Genomic DNA, 19997 nt, shown 5'->3' on the forward strand with positions numbered 1-19997 from the left:
ACAAAAAAATCCCACCCCCAAGACCTAAGTCTTGGGGACGAGATTTTATAATCGTGGTGCCACCCCAGTTTATTAATATGTCGCCATATTAATCTTATCAAGTACAATCATTCTATACCTTAGCTCTATAACGGGAGCTCCCGTCATACCATCCCCATGAGGTTCCGATATGACACTCAGAGGCTTGTTTCAACAAAGCATTCTTGCTCCTTTCCACCAAACGGAGCTCTCTAGAAAGAATGGATCTTATCTACTCTTCTCTTCATCGCATTTATTATTAAATCTATCATACTCGGATTAACATTATATGTAAATGCGAAATTCTAAAAAACAACATTTAATTAGGTAAGGTATTCTTACCAATATGTGAACAAACATCATTATTCCATTTAACTGCCCAAGTCTATAATAAAGATAGAGCGATCCATCTTATGCTAACTGAAACAAAAATATAAGAACAAAGCTTAATAGTTTTTACAAAAAATACATTCGGATAATCCAGCGAACTCAAGCCAAAGAATATCTTCATTAATCGCTGCCTTCAGTATCCCTCAAAACCTATAACACCAGGCTTACATAATTCCGAAAACAGTTGGAGTCAAGTGAACCAATTGCCATCATGGACACTGTTGTTCCCATGCGAGATGGAATACCACCAAGGGAGTTAAACCTCAAAATATTCCTCTATCGCTTTCATAATTTTAAATGGTCCTGTACTTCTGTTTGAAGGGATTGCAAGTTTAATCCCGGACTCAGGATATACCGCTGAATGGAAGCTCACCCCAGGATCGTATCCCATTACATGATACTTGAATATGGTATTGTTCCGTTTGTTGATCCAAATCCCATACCCGTAATCGACCCCCTCTTTTACATGAATGTGTGGAGTCATAAGCAGTTCAGTATATCTTTCACTTAATAGACGATAATCCAATAATGCTTCCCAAAGTTTGATCATATCCGGTGCAGAGATATAGGCTCCTCCATCAGCACCACCTTTAATTGGAATCGAGTAGATATTCGTTTTCCATGTCCCATCTTCATAGTCGATGTATCCGCAAGCTGTGTTTTTGGGGAGCCGATCAAATGAAAAGTATCCTGAGTCATTCATTCCGCATTTTTCAAAAAGATTTGTTTCAATATAGTCGGTAAAAGAATGGCCTGTTTGTTGTTCAACAATCAGCCCTAATAGAAGGAATGCAGCATTATTATAATGAAATCTCTCTCCAGGTTTGAACATCATTTTTTCATTTTTAAACAATGGAAGAAAATCGTTTAAATTCTTTAACAGATACATAGGTGTTCGCTTCCAAAGATCTTCAAAGTTATCCATAGTCTCTTCGTCAAAATAGTCTGGAATTCCAGAACTATGGGTTAATAAATGATGGATCGTTACATTTTCATCAAAATGCGGAAATACTACATCCAAACAGTCATTGAGTCGCGTATCAAAGGATAATATTCCGTTCTCAGCGAGTTGACAAATCGCGATCGCAGTGAACAACTTACAGCCTGAAGCAATCCCAAAACGTGTATGTACGGTATTCAACCGTTCTTCAGCCCGATTGGAATAACCAGACGCTGTTTCGAATAGGACTTCATTGTCATCCTTAACAAAAACAACTCCTGAAAATCCCTCATTGTTTATGACTTTTTCTAGCGATTCACTTTCCTTTAAACCTTTATTAGCCAAGTTACACACCCCGTTTTAGATGAAATATATTTCTTCGAAGCCCCCTCTTCTAATGAAGGGTCAAATGTATATTGCTTAAACATTGCAATTTCAACTGTACATCCTCTATAGATTCGATTTACCTTTTATATTTCCTTTACTTATTCTAGAAAATGGTCTTTAACGTAAAAAAGAGCACAATTCTTGTTGCAGAATTGCGCCCGATTGCGGAACATCAAAAAAAGCATTAATGGAATAACTGTTATTTCCATTTTAGCTGTTATATAGTATGCGAATTACTGTGCGCTTTACTGTTCTGCACCTCTGAACCTACCAAATACTTAACTGGATGCAGTCTTTATCTATATAAAAGACCGATTTGACATCTTTGACTTCGTTTATAATTTCTTTTTACTCTTGGTTCATTGGATCTATTTAACAGTTTCCAACTAGTTCTTTTGGAATTTTTTATTTAAATTCCGTTTTATCCCTTCAGAGGCGGGTAAGTAAACAGCGTAGTTAAAAATCAATTTCTTAGGAGGAATGTATGATGGCTAACCAGAACAATGGCAAGATGAGCCCCGAAGAAGCAGGCCGGATGGGCGGACAGGCTACAGCAGACTCTCATGATAAGGAATTTTACCAGGAAATCGGACAAAAAGGCGGACAGGCAAATGCCGCTCAGCAAAATCAATCGAATCATAACAGCAGCAGTTCTGACAATAATGGAAAAATGAGCCGCGAGGAAGCTGGACGCAAAGGCGGACAAGCAAGCTCCTCCAATCAAAATCAATCAAATAACAGCAGCAGTTCTGACAATAATGGAAAAATGAGCCGCGAGGAAGCTGGACGCAAAGGCGGACAAGCAGGCTCCTCCAATCAAAATCAATCCAATAATAGCAGCAGCAGTTCTGACAATAACGGAAAAATGAGCCGCGAGGAAGCTGGACGCAAAGGCGGGCAGGCAAGCTCCTCCAATCAAAATCAATCAAATAACAGCAGCAGTTCTGACAATAACGGAAAAATGAGCCGTGAGGAAGCTGGACGCAAAGGTGGACAAGCCACCGCTGATTCACACGATAAGGAGTTTTACCAGGAGATCGGACAAAAAGGCGGAGAAAAAAGCAGACGTTAAGATGGATGACAAACAGCCCTTCTTTTTTTAAAGAGGGGCTGTTTGTCGTCATAGTAGACACCCAATTTGTTAATTTAGGAGTGAGCTGAAACAGTATCATCCCTAAATGAGCAGCTAATTTTTAGGTAAAGAAGGAATTAGAAACTTACAGTCAGAACAGCTGACTATCCAATCTCCCTACTTATCGATTCAAAAAAAATACATATTAAAATCCTTTTTGTAAAACATAACTGCATGACTAACAATAAAGGAGAAATATAATGTTGAAGAAATGGGCTCTTTTTATCACAGCTTTATCCCTTTTTACTTTTATGATTCCTCACGCTCATGCAGCGACACCGCTTCCACCGGATTACGGAGCTAAAGGTGCTCTGCAGGATTCTGCGATCACACTGGACGAAGCGCTGACTTACGCTCTGCAAGATGAATATCTTGCTCAAGCAAGATATGACGTGATCATTGAAAAGTTTGGATCAATCAGACCCTTCACTCAAATAAAAACAGCAGAACAAAGGCACATATCAGCCCTTCTTCCGCTTTTTGAAAAGTACAAGATCATGGTGCCTGAAAACACAGCTAAACAATATACTTCAGCTCCGAACACTTTGAAAGATGCATTTCAGGCTGGAGTTGATGGAGAAATAGATAACATTGCAATGTATGATAAATTTGCAGCCGCCGATCTGCCCTCAGATGTAAAAACAGTCTTGAAACGTCTCGGTAATGCTTCCAGAAATCATTTAGAAGCTTTCAAAAGAGGGTTAAGCCAAACTCCATAAATTTGCATCCGCAATCAAATATCCCTTCTTTGATTTGAAGGGATTTTTGAATAGTTTTTATTAGAATGTCTTAAAGAGGACTAGTTTTTTATGTACCCAATCTCTTCAACAATCTGCTGACCCTGATGCCCTCTCATCCATTCCAAAAACGGGTCAATGTTTTTATTGGGATTTGATTTTAAGCTGATGGCGTAAAGATTCGCGGTAAAAGGATACTTCCCGCTTGAAATATTCTCCGGATCCGGTTCGATCCCATCAATTGCAAGAAGCTTAATGTCTTGATTTTCCTTCATTCCCGTTGCAAAAAAGCGGAAAGAAAACCCGATGGCGTTCTCATAATTCCGATAATCTGCGACTTGCTCTATGATGCCGCCCATTCCTTGAGGCACTTCCTCTTTTAATGGTTTTTCAATCGGCGTATTCCCCATAATCTTTTCAAGCAGTGTTTGGCTTCCAGAGTTTTTAGGCCTCTGAAAAGCAACTATCTTTTCATCCTTGCCCCCAAGCTGAGACCAATTATTGATTCCACCTGAATAAATGCCTTGAATGTCAGATACGGACAGACTATCAATCTTATTACCAGGATTGACAAAGAAAACAAAAGCCTCTTTTCCAATCGGTGTCATGACAAGCTCTTTCCCTGCCTCGTCAGCCATCAACCTTTGTTCTTTTGACGGCTTAGCTCCAAAGTAAAGATCGACCTCACCAGACAGCAGCCGTTCATAGGCATAAATGGTATTCGTAAAGCTGACAACTTCCTTTTCCATTGAGACGACAGACCGGACATTTTTGTAGGTCGATTCTGAAAATGCTGAATACACAGGATAGGCGGCTTCCGCCCCGTCAAGAACAGGCATTTCACTCGAATTTTCAATCGTAAAATCTGAACCGTTTTTCAGTTTTGGCAGCTTGTTATCAGGATTTGTCACGTCATAAGGTGTCAGATCCGTACTTGAAAACCCGCCGCCATACTCATAGCCATATGAAGGGAGCACTGTTTTATTCCGATTCATTTGAACAGCAGCTCCAGTGCCTATTCCTATTATTATAATGGAAAGAATAGCGATCCCTTTTTTAAGGGAAAAAGCGAACACACGCTTATTTACTAACAGGGAAATCAGCACCGGCACTAGTAAGGCCATTTCATAAGCAAGAGGTGCCCATAAAAAGGTTCTTCCTTCTCCTTCAAAAGATGAAAAGAAAAAACCAGTGCAAAGGCCATGTGAAAAATTCCGTAATAAAGCCACGCGCCGTCCCCGATAAAACCTCCGCTTACAAGCATACAAACTGCCCAAAGCAGCGCTGTATACGCAAGCGGCAGGGAAACGATCAATAAATCATTTTCATTCGGCTTTCTGGATTTCAGCCATCCTGCCACTAAACCACCTGCGATAAAGACTATAAGTGAAGCTATGAATATACGATTTAGCTCAGCACTTAAAAAAATAACAGATAGAAGGAATAAAGCAAATGGAACTAATCCGAAATATAAAAACCATTTAATAAACATACTAGCACTCCTGACCTCACCATATAGTGTAATTACACCTACACCCATATTTTCACAATATATTTGTAGAATTTATTACTATAAAAGGATTATTTTCCTAAAAAACATTCCTGCCAATTACATTTTTGCCAATCAAGTTTATAATTTGAAGAATAAACATACTTGTATTGGAGAATAATCTTATGAGTCTAGTGCGTTTTTTTACTATCATTTCATCTTATTCAGTGCACTTATTACCTTTAATCTATGTATTGACCCTTATTTAGGCAAACCATTTACTTTAATAGATTTCATCGTCATCGTTATTTCTTGAGCATTGTTTTATTTCAGTTATAAGCTGATTAAAAAAGGATCTAAACGCTTCAGCAAAATCCGTTTGCTGAGTAAAATTTTAATTTCGATTCCTGCTTTCCTGTTAGCAGCTGTCTTTGTTGGATTGATTACTAATCAGTTGTTACACTAAAAAAGCGTATCCCTTGAATTGAGGGAAACGCTTTTTTAAATAAATGATTAATTTATTTTGTTCTTCTTTTGAAAATTCTCCTTATCAACAAGTTCTGATGCAGGGACATCTAAGACCGTAGAGAGTTTTAAGATGGTTTGGGTGTCAGGCACTTTTTCACCGGATTCATACTTTTCGATGGTTTGGCGTCCAAGACGCGCTTTAAAAGCAAGTTCTTCCTGACTCATGTTTTTCAGCTCACGATAATGTTTTAAATGTTCACCAAAATGTGACATGCTGATTCCTCCCTAAAATCATCCAATTTATACTTTTAGTTTATCACTTCATCAGCTTATTGCATCATTGTAAACGTGAACATTATGTTAATGATTATTAAAAATATATTCATGAATCTCTTCTATATATAAGTTGATCATTAAATCGGAAATAACAGTCGATCCAGGAGCTCCTTTGGTCCCCCCTGATCAGGCTCGTCTTCTCCATTTTTAAGGAGATCCACCGCATCTGCATATCTCAGCCACGTTTCAATACTTGAGATCACGATTCGTGCTTCTACCGTAATCACTTCTAATCCAAGAACTGATACCTTAGCATAGACATCAATGACAATGCCCTTATCCAATATTCTGTCAATGACTTCGACAAGGCTTGATCCATCATTGCTTTTTTTGACATGCATCCTAATCCCTTCTCTCATCACTATTTTCAATTGCCTATAACAAACCCGCTCACATCTTCGATCCTGCATCTCCAATAGGAAGAAGAAGGAACCTGGTTGCCTTTAATTTGCACATTTTTCAAATGAACATAAGCAGCAGATTTATGGTCTCCTGCGCCTTTACTTGCCTCATAAAATTTCTGGCTCAGTAATTTTGCTTCATCGTCTTCATTTTTCTCAAATCGCTTCCCGCATTCCATTAAGTATTCCTTTGCTGAAATCATTGTTCCTGATACTAGCACCCCATCCACGGTCAATAGAAGATTCACTTTTATATCATGATGATTTGCTGTGATGACGAGGGTTTCGAGAACGGGATCCTGATGATTTTCATGACGCACATCCAGTCACTCCCTTCCTTAAACTAACCTTTCTAAATCTAGAATATCTAACGGATAGTCTCTGCCATCCACCTGTTTTCGCTCCGGCAGCGAAGCTCTTGAACTAAAATATGGATCAGTTTCCCACCAGTCGAGTCCAATTTCTTTTGCTTTATCAATCGAAGCAACGATTAATCTGATTTTTATCGTTAATAACTCAACATCTGCAAGATTGATGCGGATATCTCCAGCAATCACAACACCTTTGTCCAAAACTCTTTCTAAAACATCTACTATGGAACCTGCCTGCAGAGAATGTTCTGACAGCATGTTTTCTCCTCCTTATCGAATACAATATGAAAGCTAGAGCAAATTCCCTAAAGGACCGAGATCGATGTTTAAATCTTCGGCATCGAGACCAAAGATCTCTTTCAGTTCATCCATTTTGTCTTCCAGATTCATCAGGGCAACTCCCAGATTTTCAATTTGCTCATCCGTAAGCGTTCCGCCCTCCACCCGCCGCATCGCATGACGCTCGACAATTTGTCTTAGAAGCTCAATAATGGTCAAGACAAGCTGCGCAAGTCCCTGCTCTGCATTGTCAGGATCCAGCTGGATTCTGCCATTTGTTCCGTTCGCCTGCTGCACCTGCTAACTCCTCCCTCTGCTTATCAAATTGATCAGATGTGACGGGCTTCCGATTGCCTGCTTTTGATTGAACAAGTGTTTCAACGGATGCAATTAAAATTCTTAAATCTAAGTACACAAGATCTATACCTGCAATTGAAATGATTAAATCGCCTTTGATTGCCACACCTTTATCGAGAATGACATCTAAAATATCAATGAGTGCAATATCCTTGTTTTCAACTGATTCTCTAAGAGACATCTGGCAGATCCCTCACTTCGATGAAAAACTGGAGAAATGGTATGCCGGCCATGGGCCTGTGGCTTCGAACCTCCAGCCGGTGCCTCCTAATTCCTGTTCAAACCGTTTTATTTCTTTCAGGAAGTTTTCCACACTGGAAATCGGAAGAAGAAACACGCTGTTCCATGCCATGTTTTCTTTTAGACCTGTGACATCTTTGCTCCAATTTTTCTTAATAGCTGCGTGAAGCGAGTGCTCCTTCAGCTTTTCATGCACTTGTTCACAAACTCGATTCTTCTCATTTTCAAGCTCATCCTGGGTCAGCTTATCAATCTTTTTCTTTTCGAAAAATTGTCTTCCGCGCGGCAGCTCGCTTATTTCCTTTTTTTTCGCTTCAATCGCAGAATTGTTTTCACTTATCTGCTTCTTCAGCTCTTTATCATCCGAATAGATTTTCACATTCCATTCTTCATTTCCCTGGAGCATAGAAAGGGTTTCTTCAATCCGTGAGACATTCGATTGAATCGTTTGCTGCAGGCTTTCTTCATTTTTATAAATCGTGCAAAACTTCAGCGGAATGATCGTAAAGCTTTTATAAAGGGCAGCAACCGTTTCATGATGATGGAGTGCTTTTTCCTGCAGCCATTCCATATCACTGTCGATCTTGTCTTTAATGGCTTCTTCTGAATAATCATCAGAATCCAGTTCGCACACAACGGCTGTGACATTGTCGATTGGAATGGTATACAGCTTTCGTTTTCCATCAAAGCCTGTGAGAGATGGAAACGATTGATGTAATGCCTCTTCTTCCGTTGGTATCAATCCATATAAATAAATCAAATCGCCCATTCTGTTACCCCTCAAATTCAGTCAGTTCAATATCATCTAGTCATTTATTCAAGCGCATGATCTTAATCTGATGTGTATTCTATCCAATCCGTCCATGCATGACGTTCCTTTTCTCTGGCTTCTTCATACCTGCACAGCCATTGTGAATATTGCTGTTCAAACTCGTCATCAGCCAACTCGCCGTTTTCATGCCGAACTTCAAGCATCAAAAGCTTTCTTTGTATTACCCCAACATCATAAAGCTCCCGGTCTGCCTCCTCCTTCACTTTTTCAGCTGTCATCAGTAAAAGCTTTAATGGAAATAAAAGAATGGAAATCATGAGCTTTTTTCCTCCTTAAGCCTGATGTCAACAAAATTATATGCTGGCCAAGGCCCTGTATAGATAAAGTCAGCTTGATCCTTCAAAGGTTCACACAGACTTTCCACTAGACGATCGAAGGCTGCTTCCTCCTCTTTTTTGATTAAGTAAGAAGCATTCAGCAGCATGGTTTCGGTTAAAATGCTGTTCAGTCTGGATTGATCAGCAGCAGATGAAAGTTTTTGATGAAGATTCAGATCAAACTGTTTCCTTACTTTCAGAAAAAAGTGTTCAGCCATTTCACCTAGTTTTATACGCTCCTTGGTGCTTGTTGGCCCCCCGCTCAGCCCGGATTGTGCTTCTCCCAGCTTTTTTAATAGCCAATCCTTTTTACCGATCACTTTCAGTCCAACTTCTATTTTCCCTCTGATTAGCGGGGACATATTTTTAAGCTGAGGATATAGACGCTGCAGCAGAGAGGCTGCTTCCTTATTTGACCTGATCACATGTCCGAAGCTAAACGGAAAGACAGTATCACTTGTTTCTAAAAGAGAGCCAATAACCTTCTGGTGCATAAGCAGGTTTTCTTTTAACGGACGCAGATTGAGAGGAACCACTGCAGCTGCAAGAACCATTTCACGATAATGCAGGAAAATCAAATCACGTTCCTTGCCGGCAAAAAAAATGCTCTCTGATTTCCTGCTCTTATTCTCAGCGATGCAAAATACATATAATCCATTTTTTTCTGGACTTACTCCCAATGTCCTGTCTCCCCCCTGTTTTTTAAATAGATGCGCGAATAAGAAATCACTTCATTTTCGCTGTTCAGCTTCACCTCATAAACGCCTACCATTTCATCTCGTGCGTATTTTCTCATATATTCTTTTTCCTCAATAATTTCAACCACTGCCCTGTAACCGTCATCATCAGGTTCAACTGAAGGAATTTTATGCGGCGCAGAAAGATGCTCAGTAAAAAAATGCTGGATCGTTTCAAGTGTTTCTTTCATATTTCCAGTCCCTTTCTTTCCATCCTATTTTTGTTAGATTTTCCTCATTTAAGGTTTTTATGAATACAAATGACAGATTTCATTTTTCTTGCGGTTTGTCTACATAAGTTCTATCTGATCTGGAAATAGTAAAAACAATGTAAATAGAAAGGAGTTTTATTATGTATAAAAAATGGTTATCACTGCTTATGGGTGTATTAGTCTCAGCTTTCCTTCTTGCTGGGTGTGCCACAAATGATGATCAGGATCCGGCACCGCCTGAAGAAGAACAAAATGAGGAAGAACCCGGCATGGATGAAAATGAGAATGGAAATGATGAAGCACCAGGTGTAGATGAAAATGATACAATGAATAAAGATGATGAAAAAGATTCAAATCCAGACCCAGAGGATCCAGTTGAAGATCCGGAAGATATGAATGATTCAGATAGAAAAGATGACTGATAAAAAAACTGCACCCCAAAGGTTAGACATGGTCTAACTTTTGGAGGTGCAGTTTTTTTATGGGCAAAATTAAAGGTCGGGGAAGTACCTCAATCAGTTTTATTGTGGTTAAATAATCATTTCATTCACTAAAACAAACTGTTTATACATACGAATCAGCGATGGGATGGCCACGACCCCTGCATTTTTCTGATTTGAATCATTTGACCCGTATGATATGCGTCGTGAAGAAAGATATCCAGCAGTTTTCCTTCAAGACCATTTTGGTCAAGTTCTTCAACGGAAGTTTCACTTAGGATCTTTCTTAAATTGCGATGAGCGTTTACAGCTCGTTCAACGACTTTTTTCCAATCCTTCTCGTCATTTGATTGTTCGGTGAGATAGAAGTTTTCGTCCCCACTGAGATTTAGTGTCCAGTCACGGCCTTCCATGTGAGCGGCAAGCCTCTCTTTGTAATAAATGAGATGATTAACATTCTCCCAGATTGTTTTAGCTGCCTCTTCCGGGGGTCTCCAACTTGCTTGTTCTGCTGTTATTCCTTCCATTGCATATTTAAGCGGAGCATACCAGCTCTCCTTATCAAACGTTGAATCGAGCACTTTTAAAAGGAATTCAATTCGGTTCAATGTTGTCTCCTCCTTGAACAGTTATCATTTACAAAAACAGCACACTAGTAAAAACCGATTTTTTCTATACCCATCACTTCTATAATACAGAGCATTTCTCCTCCATAAAGTGTCCATGATTGTGGATATAACATTTTGTGTGTAAAAATAAAAAGGGTTGCCGATTCGACAAAACCCTTAACAATTTTTTAAGTATTTATTTCTCTTAACATAATCTTTTACATCTTTTTGCTTTGCTGAAGAAGTTTGGATTCTCCCGTCCGTTCCCATTCTTCAACTGTTTCATATGCTTTTTCAGGGGAATACCCCTTGCCAACAAGAACTCCCATTAAAATAAATTCTTGAAGAATGTGTGTAGCATTTATTCCTCTTTTAACGTCCTCTAACCCTTCATTTACCAAAAATTCCGTGTACTGTACCCATTCATCTGGAGTCCTGCCAAAAACAGCTGTATTTCCATTGCTATGACCGCTTCCTTCTTCCGCAGCCACTGCATCTGCTTTGGTGACATGAACAGTTCCAAATGGATGGTTAGGAGGAGCATAGATCGAGTAAAGTTTCAGCGGAACATTACCTGTATTGGTTAGATTATGCCATGTTCCCGCAGGTATGAATATCGCATCATCATCATAAACATTTCTTTTGAAATTTAAGTCATTTTTACTCTTGCCCATTTGTACGATTCCCTGGCCTTGTTCAATCCGCAGGAATTGATCAACGTCAGGATGCATTTCTAAACCGATATCTTCACCAGCATTGAGACTCATTAAAGTCACTTGTAAATGGGTTCCTGTCCATAAAGCCGTACGATAAGTATTGTTTTGCTTCGTTGCTTCATTGATATTTACGGTAAATGGATTTGGTCCGTAATCTGTTAGTAAAATATTCCCGGCTCCGCCTGAAGAGCGAAAAGAATCAAAGCTGTTTGCATGCATGATCTCATTAGGATACGTCCAGTAAACAGATTGTCTTCCATAGGCATTCATTGGCCCATTCACATAATATGGGTATTGATATGGATACTGATAAGAATACATATAAGGAGCATAGTGCATTTTTCACATTCCCTTCACAGTTTATAAAAATATCCTATTCACTTGTGCAGGGAATGTACCTAGATTCAAAATGACTTAATGGAGGAAACAGTTGTAGCCCCGTTAGAATCGGAACACTTTCAATATTTTATAAGACTGTTTTCGCATATATTTTTGTTTTTTATTAAGATGTTGTCCCTTCCTTCCGCTGCAATCCACTAATAGCAATAGACACCTTGTCTAAATGCAACAATATTTATGAAAAGACCCTTTTATAAAGCAGCAACTAGCAGATTGATTGGAACTTCGCATAACTACGCCTATATCATCAATATTTCCCGAATGTCCTCCTCGGTAAGAGCTGTAGACTCTTTCTCCTCAGAGTCAATAATTTCTTCAACCAGCTGTCTCTTTTTCTCTTGCAGTTCATTCATTTTTTCTTCGATTGTCCCTCTGCTGACAAGCTTTATGACCTGTACAGAATTTATTTGGCCAATGCGGTGGGCGCGGTCTGCTGCTTGCTCTTCGACTGCAGGATTCCACCAAATGTCATAGAGGATTACCGTATCAGCGCCAGTCAAATTGAGACCTGTTCCGCCTGCCTTCAAGGAAATGAGGAAAAAATCACGCTCGCCTGCATTAAATCGATTGCAGATCTCCACACGTTCTTTTGATGGAGTTTGTCCATCGAGATAGAAAAAAGGAATCCCTTGAGCTGCCAAATCTCTCCCAATAAGCTCAAGCATTTTTGTAAACTGGGAGAAAATCAGCACCCTCCTTCCAGAAAGTCTGGATTCCTCTACAATCTGCTTCAGCTGTTCAAATTTCGCTGAGCTACCTTTATAGCCGTCCACAAACAAAGCGGGGTGACAGCAAATCTGCCGCAGCCGAGTCAACCCAGCGAGAATTTTGATCCGGTTTTTCCTGAGACTATCTTTGTCCAGATGCTTAAGCGTGTCATGCCGAAGCTTCGCCAAATAAGCAGCGTACAGGGTCCTTTGTTCAGGGGTCAGCTCCACTGAATCCGTCGACTCGATTTTTTCTGGAAGCTCTGCGAGAACATCCTCTTTTAATCTGCGAAGCAAAAATGGACGGATTCTTCGTGCAATCTTTTTCCTTGATAGGTTACTGTACTCCTTTAATCCAAGGAACAGTTCAGGAAAGACAACGTGAAAGATGGACCACAGCTCCTCCAGTGAATTCTCAACCGGGGTACCAGTGAGGGCGAAGCGATTTTCTGCCTTTATCTTCTTTACCGCTCTCGCTGTTTGTGTCACAGGATTTTTGAATGCCTGTGCCTCATCAAAAAACACCGTGTGAAAGGGTTGTTTCTCAAACATATTGATGTCCCTCCGCAGCAGCGGATAGGAAGTAATGACAACATCCATATCCGCTGCGTGCTTTTGAATCTCGAACCTCTCTGTTTTATTGCCGTCAATGACAACAGCTTCTAAAACCGGGGCAAATTTCATGATTTCACCTAGCCAGTTATACGTCAAAGAAGATGGACAAACAATAAGAACCGGGAGCTTCTTTTTACGAATGTCAGGAAGCTCAGATAGAATGTAAGTGATGCTTTGGAGCGTTTTACCAAGCCCCATATCATCCGCAAGAATCCCTCCAAACCCATAACCGGCAAGTGTTTTCATCCACTGATAGCCTTGCTTTTGATAGTCCCGCAAGATTGAATTTAAACCATTTGGCACCTCATATTCCAATTTTCCCGGATTGCGAAGGTTTTCCATGAATTGAAGAAATGATTCTTCTAACTTGAATGCATGATCATGGGCAGAATCAAGCAGCTGAAGACCTTTGACGATCGGGAAATTCAATCCGTTTTCCAGATTTTCATTTTGGACCGGCAGTGCATTCAGAAACCGGTTGATTTCTTCAAATTCCCTTGTCTCAAGCGACATGAGCGATCCATTCCGCAAACGATAATACTTGCGTTTTTCCTCCAGAGCCAATAGAACCTCACGAATCTGTTTTTCTGAGATGCCATCCATTTCAAATTTAAACTCCAGCCAATTAGTCCGCTCTTTTTTTACCCTCACCCTAACTTGAGGACGGGCGTTCTTTCTGAAAATCCGATTCCTCACTGCGGTAGTTGCATATAGTTGGGCAAGCTTTTGAAGTTTGGGAACGACATGGTACAAAAACTCATACTCAAGCTCCTCATTATGCAGAAAATATCCGCCGTCCGTCTTGGCAAATAAGCTATCCTCCATTAGCGCAAGGATCTCTTCCTCTTTCTCCACATCCCTTATAAGCATAGAGCCTGCAGGAAGTTCACGCCTTTCCAAAGGATTAATAACAAAGTTTTCATAATGAAACTCAAGTCCCGCCAGCAGGCGATTTTTCACACGATCCAAATATAGCTTTGCTAGTAACGGTGTTTTTAAAAACTTTTTTGAAACTGCTTCAGAGATCTGGACATTACCCAGTCTTCTCAAACCTGGCACCACTTTTTCCATGAAAAACTCTACTTGCTCAAGCGGAATCGGAATTTGATTCGTTCCTGAAGCTTCCAGCATCTGTTTTAGGTCTGAAAGACGTTTACAGTCCTCACTTTTCATCTGTACTAGCTTTCCTTCATATAGAACAGACCTATATGAATTCAGTACAACCATTTGTTTTAGCCCATTGATCGTCAATTGAAAGCCTTTGCCACTCGCTTCAGAAAAGTCAAACTGTAATGAAAGTGGTTCGTTCATTAAGCTAAGGCCCTTATATATATTCCCGTCATACTCAAGCTTCACTTTAGGCGCTTTCTCCAGTAAAGGACGAAGCCTGTCCCATGAAGATGGAGGAATAAGCAAAATATTCTTATTGCTTACATAATCTGATTTTCCTGGCAGCTCGTCCATATACACCTTTTCATCATAAATAACTTGTATGAGCTGCTGAATCACAGCATCTGTATCATTTTGAAAACAATGAAGGTTTGAATCATACTTAAATGATTTTGATAGCAGGCAAGGCATACCAGCTTTCACTTGCTCAAGAAAATGACGGATATTTTGCACTTGTTCCAGACCGATCTTAAGTTGTATTCCAAACATGTTTTCGTTTTCAGAAATGTTGATGGGCTTACAAACAAACTCCGCACCCAGCACCTGTCTTTTTTCAAAGTGAAGCTGCTGTCTGCTTGATCGGATAGGTTTATCATGAAAAATGGTCAGCAAGCCCTCTGTCAGTGCTTGATTTGTTGAAGATTCAGAGTGCCTGTCGCTTGAATCAGCAGGACTTGTTCCTTGTCGCTGGTGTGCATAAATCGAAAGTAAAACGGCTGCAATATGCTGACAATCCTTTTGATAAGAAGCAAGCGTTGGACAGCTGCATGTAGTTCGCAAACCTCCGCTCTCATCCTTTTCAATCACGACATGAAAATCTTCCTTACCTGTAACCGTGGCTTCACAACCTTCCGGACCATAATGATCAAATATCACATGATTCCCCCGATAAAAAGAGTCTCCTTTTTTGAAGGAGACAGTTCCACATCTATCTTTAATGATTTTTTCATTTAATTTACTATTCAAATGCTTAACTCCTTCTTGAAGGTAATTCTCATCTATTATCAAGGATTGTTTATATAAACAGTGTATGTTTAAGAAACTGCCGATGTATAAAGAAATGTACGTTGATTCCCCTTGTAAAAATCAATTATCATAATTGTATCATTTTGTTAGAGTGTTATCATGCCATGTCATACTATGAGAAATAAATGCTCTCATTTCGAAGAAACTTTTACACCGCCTTTTATTTCCAATAACATTTCTTTTCAAAATACTGATTTCGCATAGATTGTTGTTTTAAATTATAAATGTTGTCCGTTCCTTTCCGCTCCACTTATGGTTTTAAAAAACATCTGTTCTTATTGCAACAAAGTTTTACTAAAAGAGCCATTCAAAATGAATTCATTAACGTGATCGGATATTTCTTTATACCGCGTCCAATGGAGATAGTGGTGCCCGTCTAAGATAACGAGTTTATTTTCAGCAACGTTTCTTAATTCCGTTTGATAAAAAGTTTTATTGGATCGGCCTTCTTCATTTGCCTCCTTTTTATCCGGAGTGAAGATCATGACGGGAATAGTTGGAGGAAATGACATATCTTTTGTTTTTTTTATGTTATTCTTTAATTCATTTGCTTCATTCACGACATTTTGATTATAGCCTTTCCAAGCAGATATGGTTTTGGTCATCTTTAAATTCTCTTCGGAATAAGTTCCCGCGTGTGCTATTGGGAGGAACTCATTAGGAATAATAGATAATGCCAGTCTTGCTATCCCAGTCCGGGCAGCAAAGCTCATATACTTGGGCAAAGTTGGAGGAGATTCATTAAAATACTCCAAAGCCTTCGGCAAAGTTAAATCGATCCCTATAATACCTTTAATTTCTTCTGGATATTTATTGGCGTAATACATCGTATAGATTCCGGAAACGGAGTGGGGCATTAATATATAGGGCCCTTCTATATTCGCATTCTTTAGAGCTGTTCTTAATTCTTCCACTATGTTTTCCACTGTCCGCTCCTTAGTTGTCAGATCACTCCAGCCGTATCCAAAAGGCTCTGCAACTACAATTCTGCTGTGCTTAGCCATCTTATTAATCAAAGGCTCAAAATCTAGCACGGGTGCCGCTGTTCCCAGGCCGCTTAACAAGACAATTGTATGTTCACCATCCCCTTTTGTGTAGACATGCATCTTCTTGCCATCTACTTCAACCAATTCCCCTGCAGCTTGGTACTTTTTTTGCTCAAATATATTCATAACATGATGGTAAGTAATCCAAAGAATGAGAACTGTTGCTATGATTAATAGAATATTTCTCGTTATCTTTTTTATTTTCATATTTTTCCCTGCTTCCTTTATTAGATCTATCGATAAAAATTCCGTACTTAATGCAGGATTTCTTTTCTATTCTGATCGTTTAATTATCCACCCTCCTTATACGCTTTCATGTTTATCTTAATCAATGAAGGTTAAAATCAGGATCTATCAAAGGTTAAATTTTATTTAAAAAAGCTTTAAGTACAGCGCTTCCTATCTTTGTTTAATACTTAGTTAATTGTAAATTCATAGATTCCATATCTAATAAATTTTAGGATCATTCAGGGGAAAAAGAGCAGTGACAAAAAGACTAACTAGTTCGGCTGATAGGTAAACCGCTAAATAATACCGTGAATAATCTATCAATTAGCATACTAATCCGAAGGAATTGATATGCTTCTTTGTTGATTTATAAGGGTTTACTAGTAATTCCTGTGCAAATTGAACATATCAAATCGCATAGGAATTAGCAGGACTTTGCTGCTCAACAAAGTCCTGCTAATGAGGTGATATTTTTAACGCCATTCATTACCCGGTGTATTACAACACATTAGAAAAGGAACTCCAACTTGATATGGAGTTCCCTCAGTTCTTCAATTATCTCGCACGTTTGTTGAGATCCTTAATTTAAATTAATAAAGTAATAGATAATGCTTTATTTATCCCGCATTTTTAAATCCTTTGTATTCATTCGAAGGAATTGGATTTGTTACGTTTGTTATAGCTGAACCTCAAAAAGTTAAGGCACCTATTAAATTTAATAACTTTCTCAAACTCACTTCTTTTTCAGTAATTATTTCCAACTTAGTTACTTCCAATTTACCTTTAAATTAGAAGCTTTTAGTATTAGAATAATACTTACAGGGTAGTTTAGGCATTTAATAAGGGGGATTAAATTATGAAGGGTTCACTAGAATCATATAAACTACTGGAATTCATCCAAGAGAATAAAGAGAATTTTGAAGATTCATTATTAAACGAAGCGTTTAATGTGAAAGAAAAAATTGAAGAAATTTTAACGGTCGGTAATATTGACCTGATAAATAATGCCCATATGCTGATTCATTATATTATTGAGGGTAAAGAACAAGAACTTCAATCATTTGCTAAACAAGAAGGTATAGCTTGGGCGACACACGCAATTCCATTATCTTTCAAATTAGAGTGGGTGCAAGCCATTCGAAGAACCTTGTGGAAGTTCCTACAAGAATATAACGAGGTAACGAACAAGGTTTTAACTGAAGAATTTTTTTCGGTAGAAAAACAAGTAAATAATCAAGTAGACCGGTTTTTAAATGGTTTTTTTATTACATACTCTCAATACAAAGATTCATTGATAATGGCTCAAAAAGAATTAGTTGAAAATCTTTCGGTGCCTATAATACCAATAACACCCACTATAAGTATTTTGCCGTTAATTGGTGCGGTTGATCTTTACCGAACGAATATTCTCGAGGAAAAAGTTTTAATAGAGATTGGAAAAACACGGATTCAAACATTGATTATGGACTTGTCTGGAATTATGAAAATGGAGCCGGAAGTAATTGATCACTTAATGAGGATTATTGATGGCACTTCATTAATGGGATGTGAAACTGTGATTACCGGGTTAAGAGCTGAAGTGGTTAAAAATATGATAAGCGTGGGAATGAGATTAAATGAAAAAGCACAAACATTGGGAACTTTACAACAAGCATTGAATAAATACTTATTAAGTTAAACACGGAGACTCTTAGGGAGGGTCGCTTTGCCGACTCTTTTTCTAATGCTTTAACTCTTGTTTCGAACATTTTCTTCCTGTAATCAGTATTTGATGATAAAATCCATTAATTTCATCTATCATTGTATTCACAATCGGTTGCTAGTCAATATATATAGCACTAGATATTTGAACTATTGATAAAGAAGAGCGTTAATCTTTCTTAGGTTAACGCCCCCGATTGTGAATAAGGTGTTTGTATGATTTTGCTCAATATGATGGAGTATATATTCTGTCCGTGTCGGTATCAATAAAAAAATCCCCTTGTATATCTTCCTCAAAAGAGATAATGTCAAATTTATTTACTCTGCAAAAGATGCTAGGCAGATCACGTGTACAGGTTATTTCACAAGATAAAACACACCAGTTATACTGCTAGTAGGCGTAGTAAACACTGTGTTAGTTAATATGCTGTTTTAATGTTTTGCACCTCTGAACAGAACCCGTTACAAAAAAAGCCAGCCTTTATCAAATCAAAGGCTGGCTCCTATAATCTCTAAAACATTACTAAATTACTTACTTCATTTATTGCCAGAAATCGTTCTTATTTTTGCAGGCAGCGAACTTATTTATCGATATTATCCAACCATAAAATCCTTCTCCGCTTTTACCACACCATTTACGATAATCGACAACATATGTATTCCTTTATAATGCTTTCTTGTTGTTAAGTCTTTAAAATGATGAGTTTTTGAGATGATGTGGTTTTCTCCCTGCTTCATGATCGTTGATTTCAGCATAAAAACCTTTCTGTTACGCTGTCCTCTGGCTTTCACATAATCAATCGCGTATTCTAGTCTCACAGGAATCGTGCTGTCTGATGAAAGTTCAAATGTCATTTGAATGCTGTCTCCAATCTGGATTGCATCAGGATGGAGAGTTAGGCGGTCAATTGTTATTGGATTGTCATCGGCATATCCAAATAAGGCAAGGGCTTCTCTGTTTCCTTTTTTCAGCAATGAGCGGCAGGCATGTTTGATGATCCAATCCGACTTTTTATCCATTCCGCTCCATTCTTTTGCAATTCTTAATACAATGTCAGCGTGGGTATAGGATATATCATTTAAATGATTGGCAACACTTTTGCGGACATATAACGAATAATCATTTTTCAGGTTTTGTAAAATCGGCAATGTTTGCTGTGGATCTTCTTTTATTGAAGGAACCGCTGTTCCCCAAGGAAGTCTTGGTCTGCTCCCTTCGCTCGCAAGTCTTCTTATATGCTCATTTGAATGAGTGGACCACGTCAGCATTTGTTCAAGCATGCGCTTTGGATCTTTTAGTAAAAAGGGGCGGACTGCAAATTCTGATGTGGAAAATTCAGTGAAGTACGCCAAGGCATGCATGGATTTGTCCCAATTTTGCAAACCATATTGTTCAACGTAATCCGGGAAAATGATGCCTCCAAGGCCGCTAAACTGCGGTGCAATTTTATATAAAATCCGGAGAGCTTCCTCATAGTCATCAGGCAGGGAATGTTTCAAGCCCACTGTAATCTTTCTCATCCGCTGCTTTAACGCTAAATCCTCCCAGCCATCTTCAAAAAAAAGTGTCCGGAACTGTTCGGAATCAAATAAAGGGTATTCTTGTTCTATAGCAGAAATTAACCTTTCAATAAAAGCCTCATTATAAATATTTTTAAGTGCTTCAGCCATCGTTTCAACCTTCTTTTATAGGGAGTA

21 protein-coding genes, 2 pseudogenes and 1 other annotated feature are annotated in these 19997 nt (G+C 38.8%); of the genes and pseudogenes, 5 read left to right on the forward strand and 18 right to left on the reverse strand.

Annotated features, from left to right (window positions below):
* Positions 1-30: 30 nt before the first annotated feature.
* Positions 31-275, reverse strand: a binding site (T-box leader).
* A 389-nt stretch (positions 276-664) separates the two neighbouring features.
* On the reverse strand, positions 665-1693 hold the full coding sequence (locus tag AC3ISE_RS12190) for a serine hydrolase domain-containing protein (protein ID WP_489221168.1): 1029 nt from the start codon (positions 1691-1693) through the stop codon (positions 665-667).
* Positions 1694-2222: 529 nt separating this feature from the next.
* On the opposite strand from AC3ISE_RS12190, the pseudogene AC3ISE_RS12195 reads away from it, so the two are divergent.
* The 3 genes and pseudogenes from AC3ISE_RS12195 to AC3ISE_RS12205 form a co-directional block, all read left to right on the forward strand.
* Positions 2223-2345, forward strand: a pseudogene (locus tag AC3ISE_RS12195) (KGG domain-containing protein); the annotation flags it as partial.
* 351 nt (positions 2346-2696) lie between these two features.
* A pseudogene (locus AC3ISE_RS12200) lies at positions 2697-2804 on the forward strand (KGG domain-containing protein); the annotation flags it as partial.
* A gap of 263 nt (positions 2805-3067) precedes the next feature.
* Positions 3068-3586, forward strand: coding sequence for a ferritin-like domain-containing protein (locus AC3ISE_RS12205; RefSeq protein ID WP_489221169.1), 519 nt, complete (start codon positions 3068-3070; stop codon positions 3584-3586).
* Positions 3587-3666: 80 nt separating this feature from the next.
* Here the strand turns inward: AC3ISE_RS12205 and AC3ISE_RS12210 are convergent, their stop codons facing one another.
* The 12 genes from AC3ISE_RS12210 to gvpO all read right to left on the reverse strand — a co-directional run bounded on the left by AC3ISE_RS12210 (position 3667) and on the right by gvpO (position 9622).
* Positions 3667-4599 carry a PstS family phosphate ABC transporter substrate-binding protein gene (locus AC3ISE_RS12210; protein ID WP_489221170.1) on the reverse strand — a complete coding sequence of 311 codons (933 nt, stop codon included), beginning with the start codon at positions 4597-4599 and terminating at the stop codon, positions 3667-3669.
* Positions 4600-4715: 116 nt separating this feature from the next.
* Positions 4716-5096, reverse strand: coding sequence for a hypothetical protein (locus AC3ISE_RS12215; protein ID WP_489221171.1), 381 nt, complete (start codon positions 5094-5096; stop codon positions 4716-4718).
* Between the two features lie 510 nt (positions 5097-5606).
* Positions 5607-5834 (reverse strand): helix-turn-helix domain-containing protein, encoded by a 228-nt coding sequence (locus tag AC3ISE_RS12220; protein WP_070877682.1) that lies wholly within the window; start codon positions 5832-5834, stop codon positions 5607-5609.
* A 140-nt stretch (positions 5835-5974) separates the two neighbouring features.
* Entirely contained in the window at positions 5975-6238 is a 264-nt protein-coding gene (gvpA, locus tag AC3ISE_RS12225; protein WP_489221172.1) for a gas vesicle structural protein GvpA, read from the reverse strand.
* Between the two features lie 26 nt (positions 6239-6264).
* Positions 6265-6618, reverse strand: coding sequence for a gas vesicle accessory protein GvpU (gene gvpU, locus AC3ISE_RS12230; RefSeq protein ID WP_489221173.1), 354 nt, complete (start codon positions 6616-6618; stop codon positions 6265-6267).
* A gap of 18 nt (positions 6619-6636) precedes the next feature.
* Entirely contained in the window at positions 6637-6927 is a 291-nt protein-coding gene (locus tag AC3ISE_RS12235; RefSeq protein ID WP_489221174.1) for a gas vesicle protein, read from the reverse strand.
* Positions 6928-6960: 33 nt separating this feature from the next.
* Positions 6961-7245 carry a gas vesicle protein K gene (locus tag AC3ISE_RS12240; protein ID WP_489221175.1) on the reverse strand — a complete coding sequence of 95 codons (285 nt, stop codon included), beginning with the start codon at positions 7243-7245 and terminating at the stop codon, positions 6961-6963.
* Positions 7199-7486: a gas vesicle protein gene (locus AC3ISE_RS12245; RefSeq protein ID WP_489221176.1), complete on the reverse strand. Its 288-nt coding sequence runs from the start codon at positions 7484-7486 to the stop codon at positions 7199-7201. Before AC3ISE_RS12245 ends, AC3ISE_RS12240 begins: the two co-directional genes overlap by 47 nt.
* 12 nt (positions 7487-7498) lie before the next feature.
* Positions 7499-8314: a GvpL/GvpF family gas vesicle protein gene (locus AC3ISE_RS12250; protein WP_489221177.1), complete on the reverse strand. Its 816-nt coding sequence runs from the start codon at positions 8312-8314 to the stop codon at positions 7499-7501.
* A 62-nt stretch (positions 8315-8376) separates the two neighbouring features.
* On the reverse strand, positions 8377-8634 hold the full coding sequence (locus AC3ISE_RS12255) for a gas vesicle protein GvpG (RefSeq protein ID WP_489221178.1): 258 nt from the start codon (positions 8632-8634) through the stop codon (positions 8377-8379).
* The gene (locus AC3ISE_RS12260) at positions 8631-9374 is read right to left on the reverse strand and encodes a GvpL/GvpF family gas vesicle protein (RefSeq protein ID WP_489221179.1); all 744 of its coding nucleotides are present in this window, start codon (positions 9372-9374) and stop codon (positions 8631-8633) included. Before AC3ISE_RS12260 ends, AC3ISE_RS12255 begins: the two co-directional genes overlap by 4 nt.
* On the reverse strand, positions 9365-9622 hold the full coding sequence (gvpO, locus tag AC3ISE_RS12265) for a gas vesicle protein GvpO (protein WP_489221180.1): 258 nt from the start codon (positions 9620-9622) through the stop codon (positions 9365-9367). The genes AC3ISE_RS12260 and gvpO overlap by 10 nt, the downstream gene beginning before the upstream one ends.
* 161 nt (positions 9623-9783) lie before the next feature.
* On the opposite strand from gvpO, the gene AC3ISE_RS12270 reads away from it, so the two are divergent.
* Positions 9784-10065, forward strand: coding sequence for a hypothetical protein (locus AC3ISE_RS12270; protein WP_489221181.1), 282 nt, complete (start codon positions 9784-9786; stop codon positions 10063-10065).
* A gap of 155 nt (positions 10066-10220) precedes the next feature.
* On the opposite strand, the gene AC3ISE_RS12275 is transcribed toward AC3ISE_RS12270, so the two are convergent.
* The 4 genes from AC3ISE_RS12275 to AC3ISE_RS12290 all read right to left on the reverse strand — a co-directional run bounded on the left by AC3ISE_RS12275 (position 10221) and on the right by AC3ISE_RS12290 (position 16577).
* Entirely contained in the window at positions 10221-10691 is a 471-nt protein-coding gene (locus tag AC3ISE_RS12275) for a DinB family protein (RefSeq protein WP_489221182.1), read from the reverse strand.
* Positions 10692-10909: 218 nt separating this feature from the next.
* Positions 10910-11746 carry a cupin domain-containing protein gene (locus AC3ISE_RS12280; RefSeq protein WP_489221183.1) on the reverse strand — a complete coding sequence of 279 codons (837 nt, stop codon included), beginning with the start codon at positions 11744-11746 and terminating at the stop codon, positions 10910-10912.
* 299 nt (positions 11747-12045) lie between these two features.
* A complete protein-coding gene (locus AC3ISE_RS12285) occupies positions 12046-15264 on the reverse strand; it encodes a DEAD/DEAH box helicase (RefSeq protein WP_489221184.1) in 3219 nt (1072 codons plus the stop codon).
* Positions 15265-15599: 335 nt separating this feature from the next.
* The gene (locus AC3ISE_RS12290) at positions 15600-16577 is read right to left on the reverse strand and encodes an alpha/beta fold hydrolase (protein WP_489221185.1); all 978 of its coding nucleotides are present in this window, start codon (positions 16575-16577) and stop codon (positions 15600-15602) included.
* Positions 16578-17454: 877 nt separating this feature from the next.
* Here AC3ISE_RS12290 and AC3ISE_RS12295 point away from each other — a divergent pair.
* Positions 17455-18276 carry an STAS domain-containing protein gene (locus AC3ISE_RS12295; protein WP_489221187.1) on the forward strand — a complete coding sequence of 274 codons (822 nt, stop codon included), beginning with the start codon at positions 17455-17457 and terminating at the stop codon, positions 18274-18276.
* 617 nt (positions 18277-18893) lie between these two features.
* Here AC3ISE_RS12295 and AC3ISE_RS12300 read toward each other — a convergent pair.
* Positions 18894-19970 (reverse strand): DNA alkylation repair protein, encoded by a 1077-nt coding sequence (locus AC3ISE_RS12300; protein WP_489221188.1) that lies wholly within the window; start codon positions 19968-19970, stop codon positions 18894-18896.
* Between the last annotated feature and the right edge of the window lie 27 nt (positions 19971-19997).

It is taken from the genome of Metabacillus sp. KH_069, assembly GCF_057838075.1.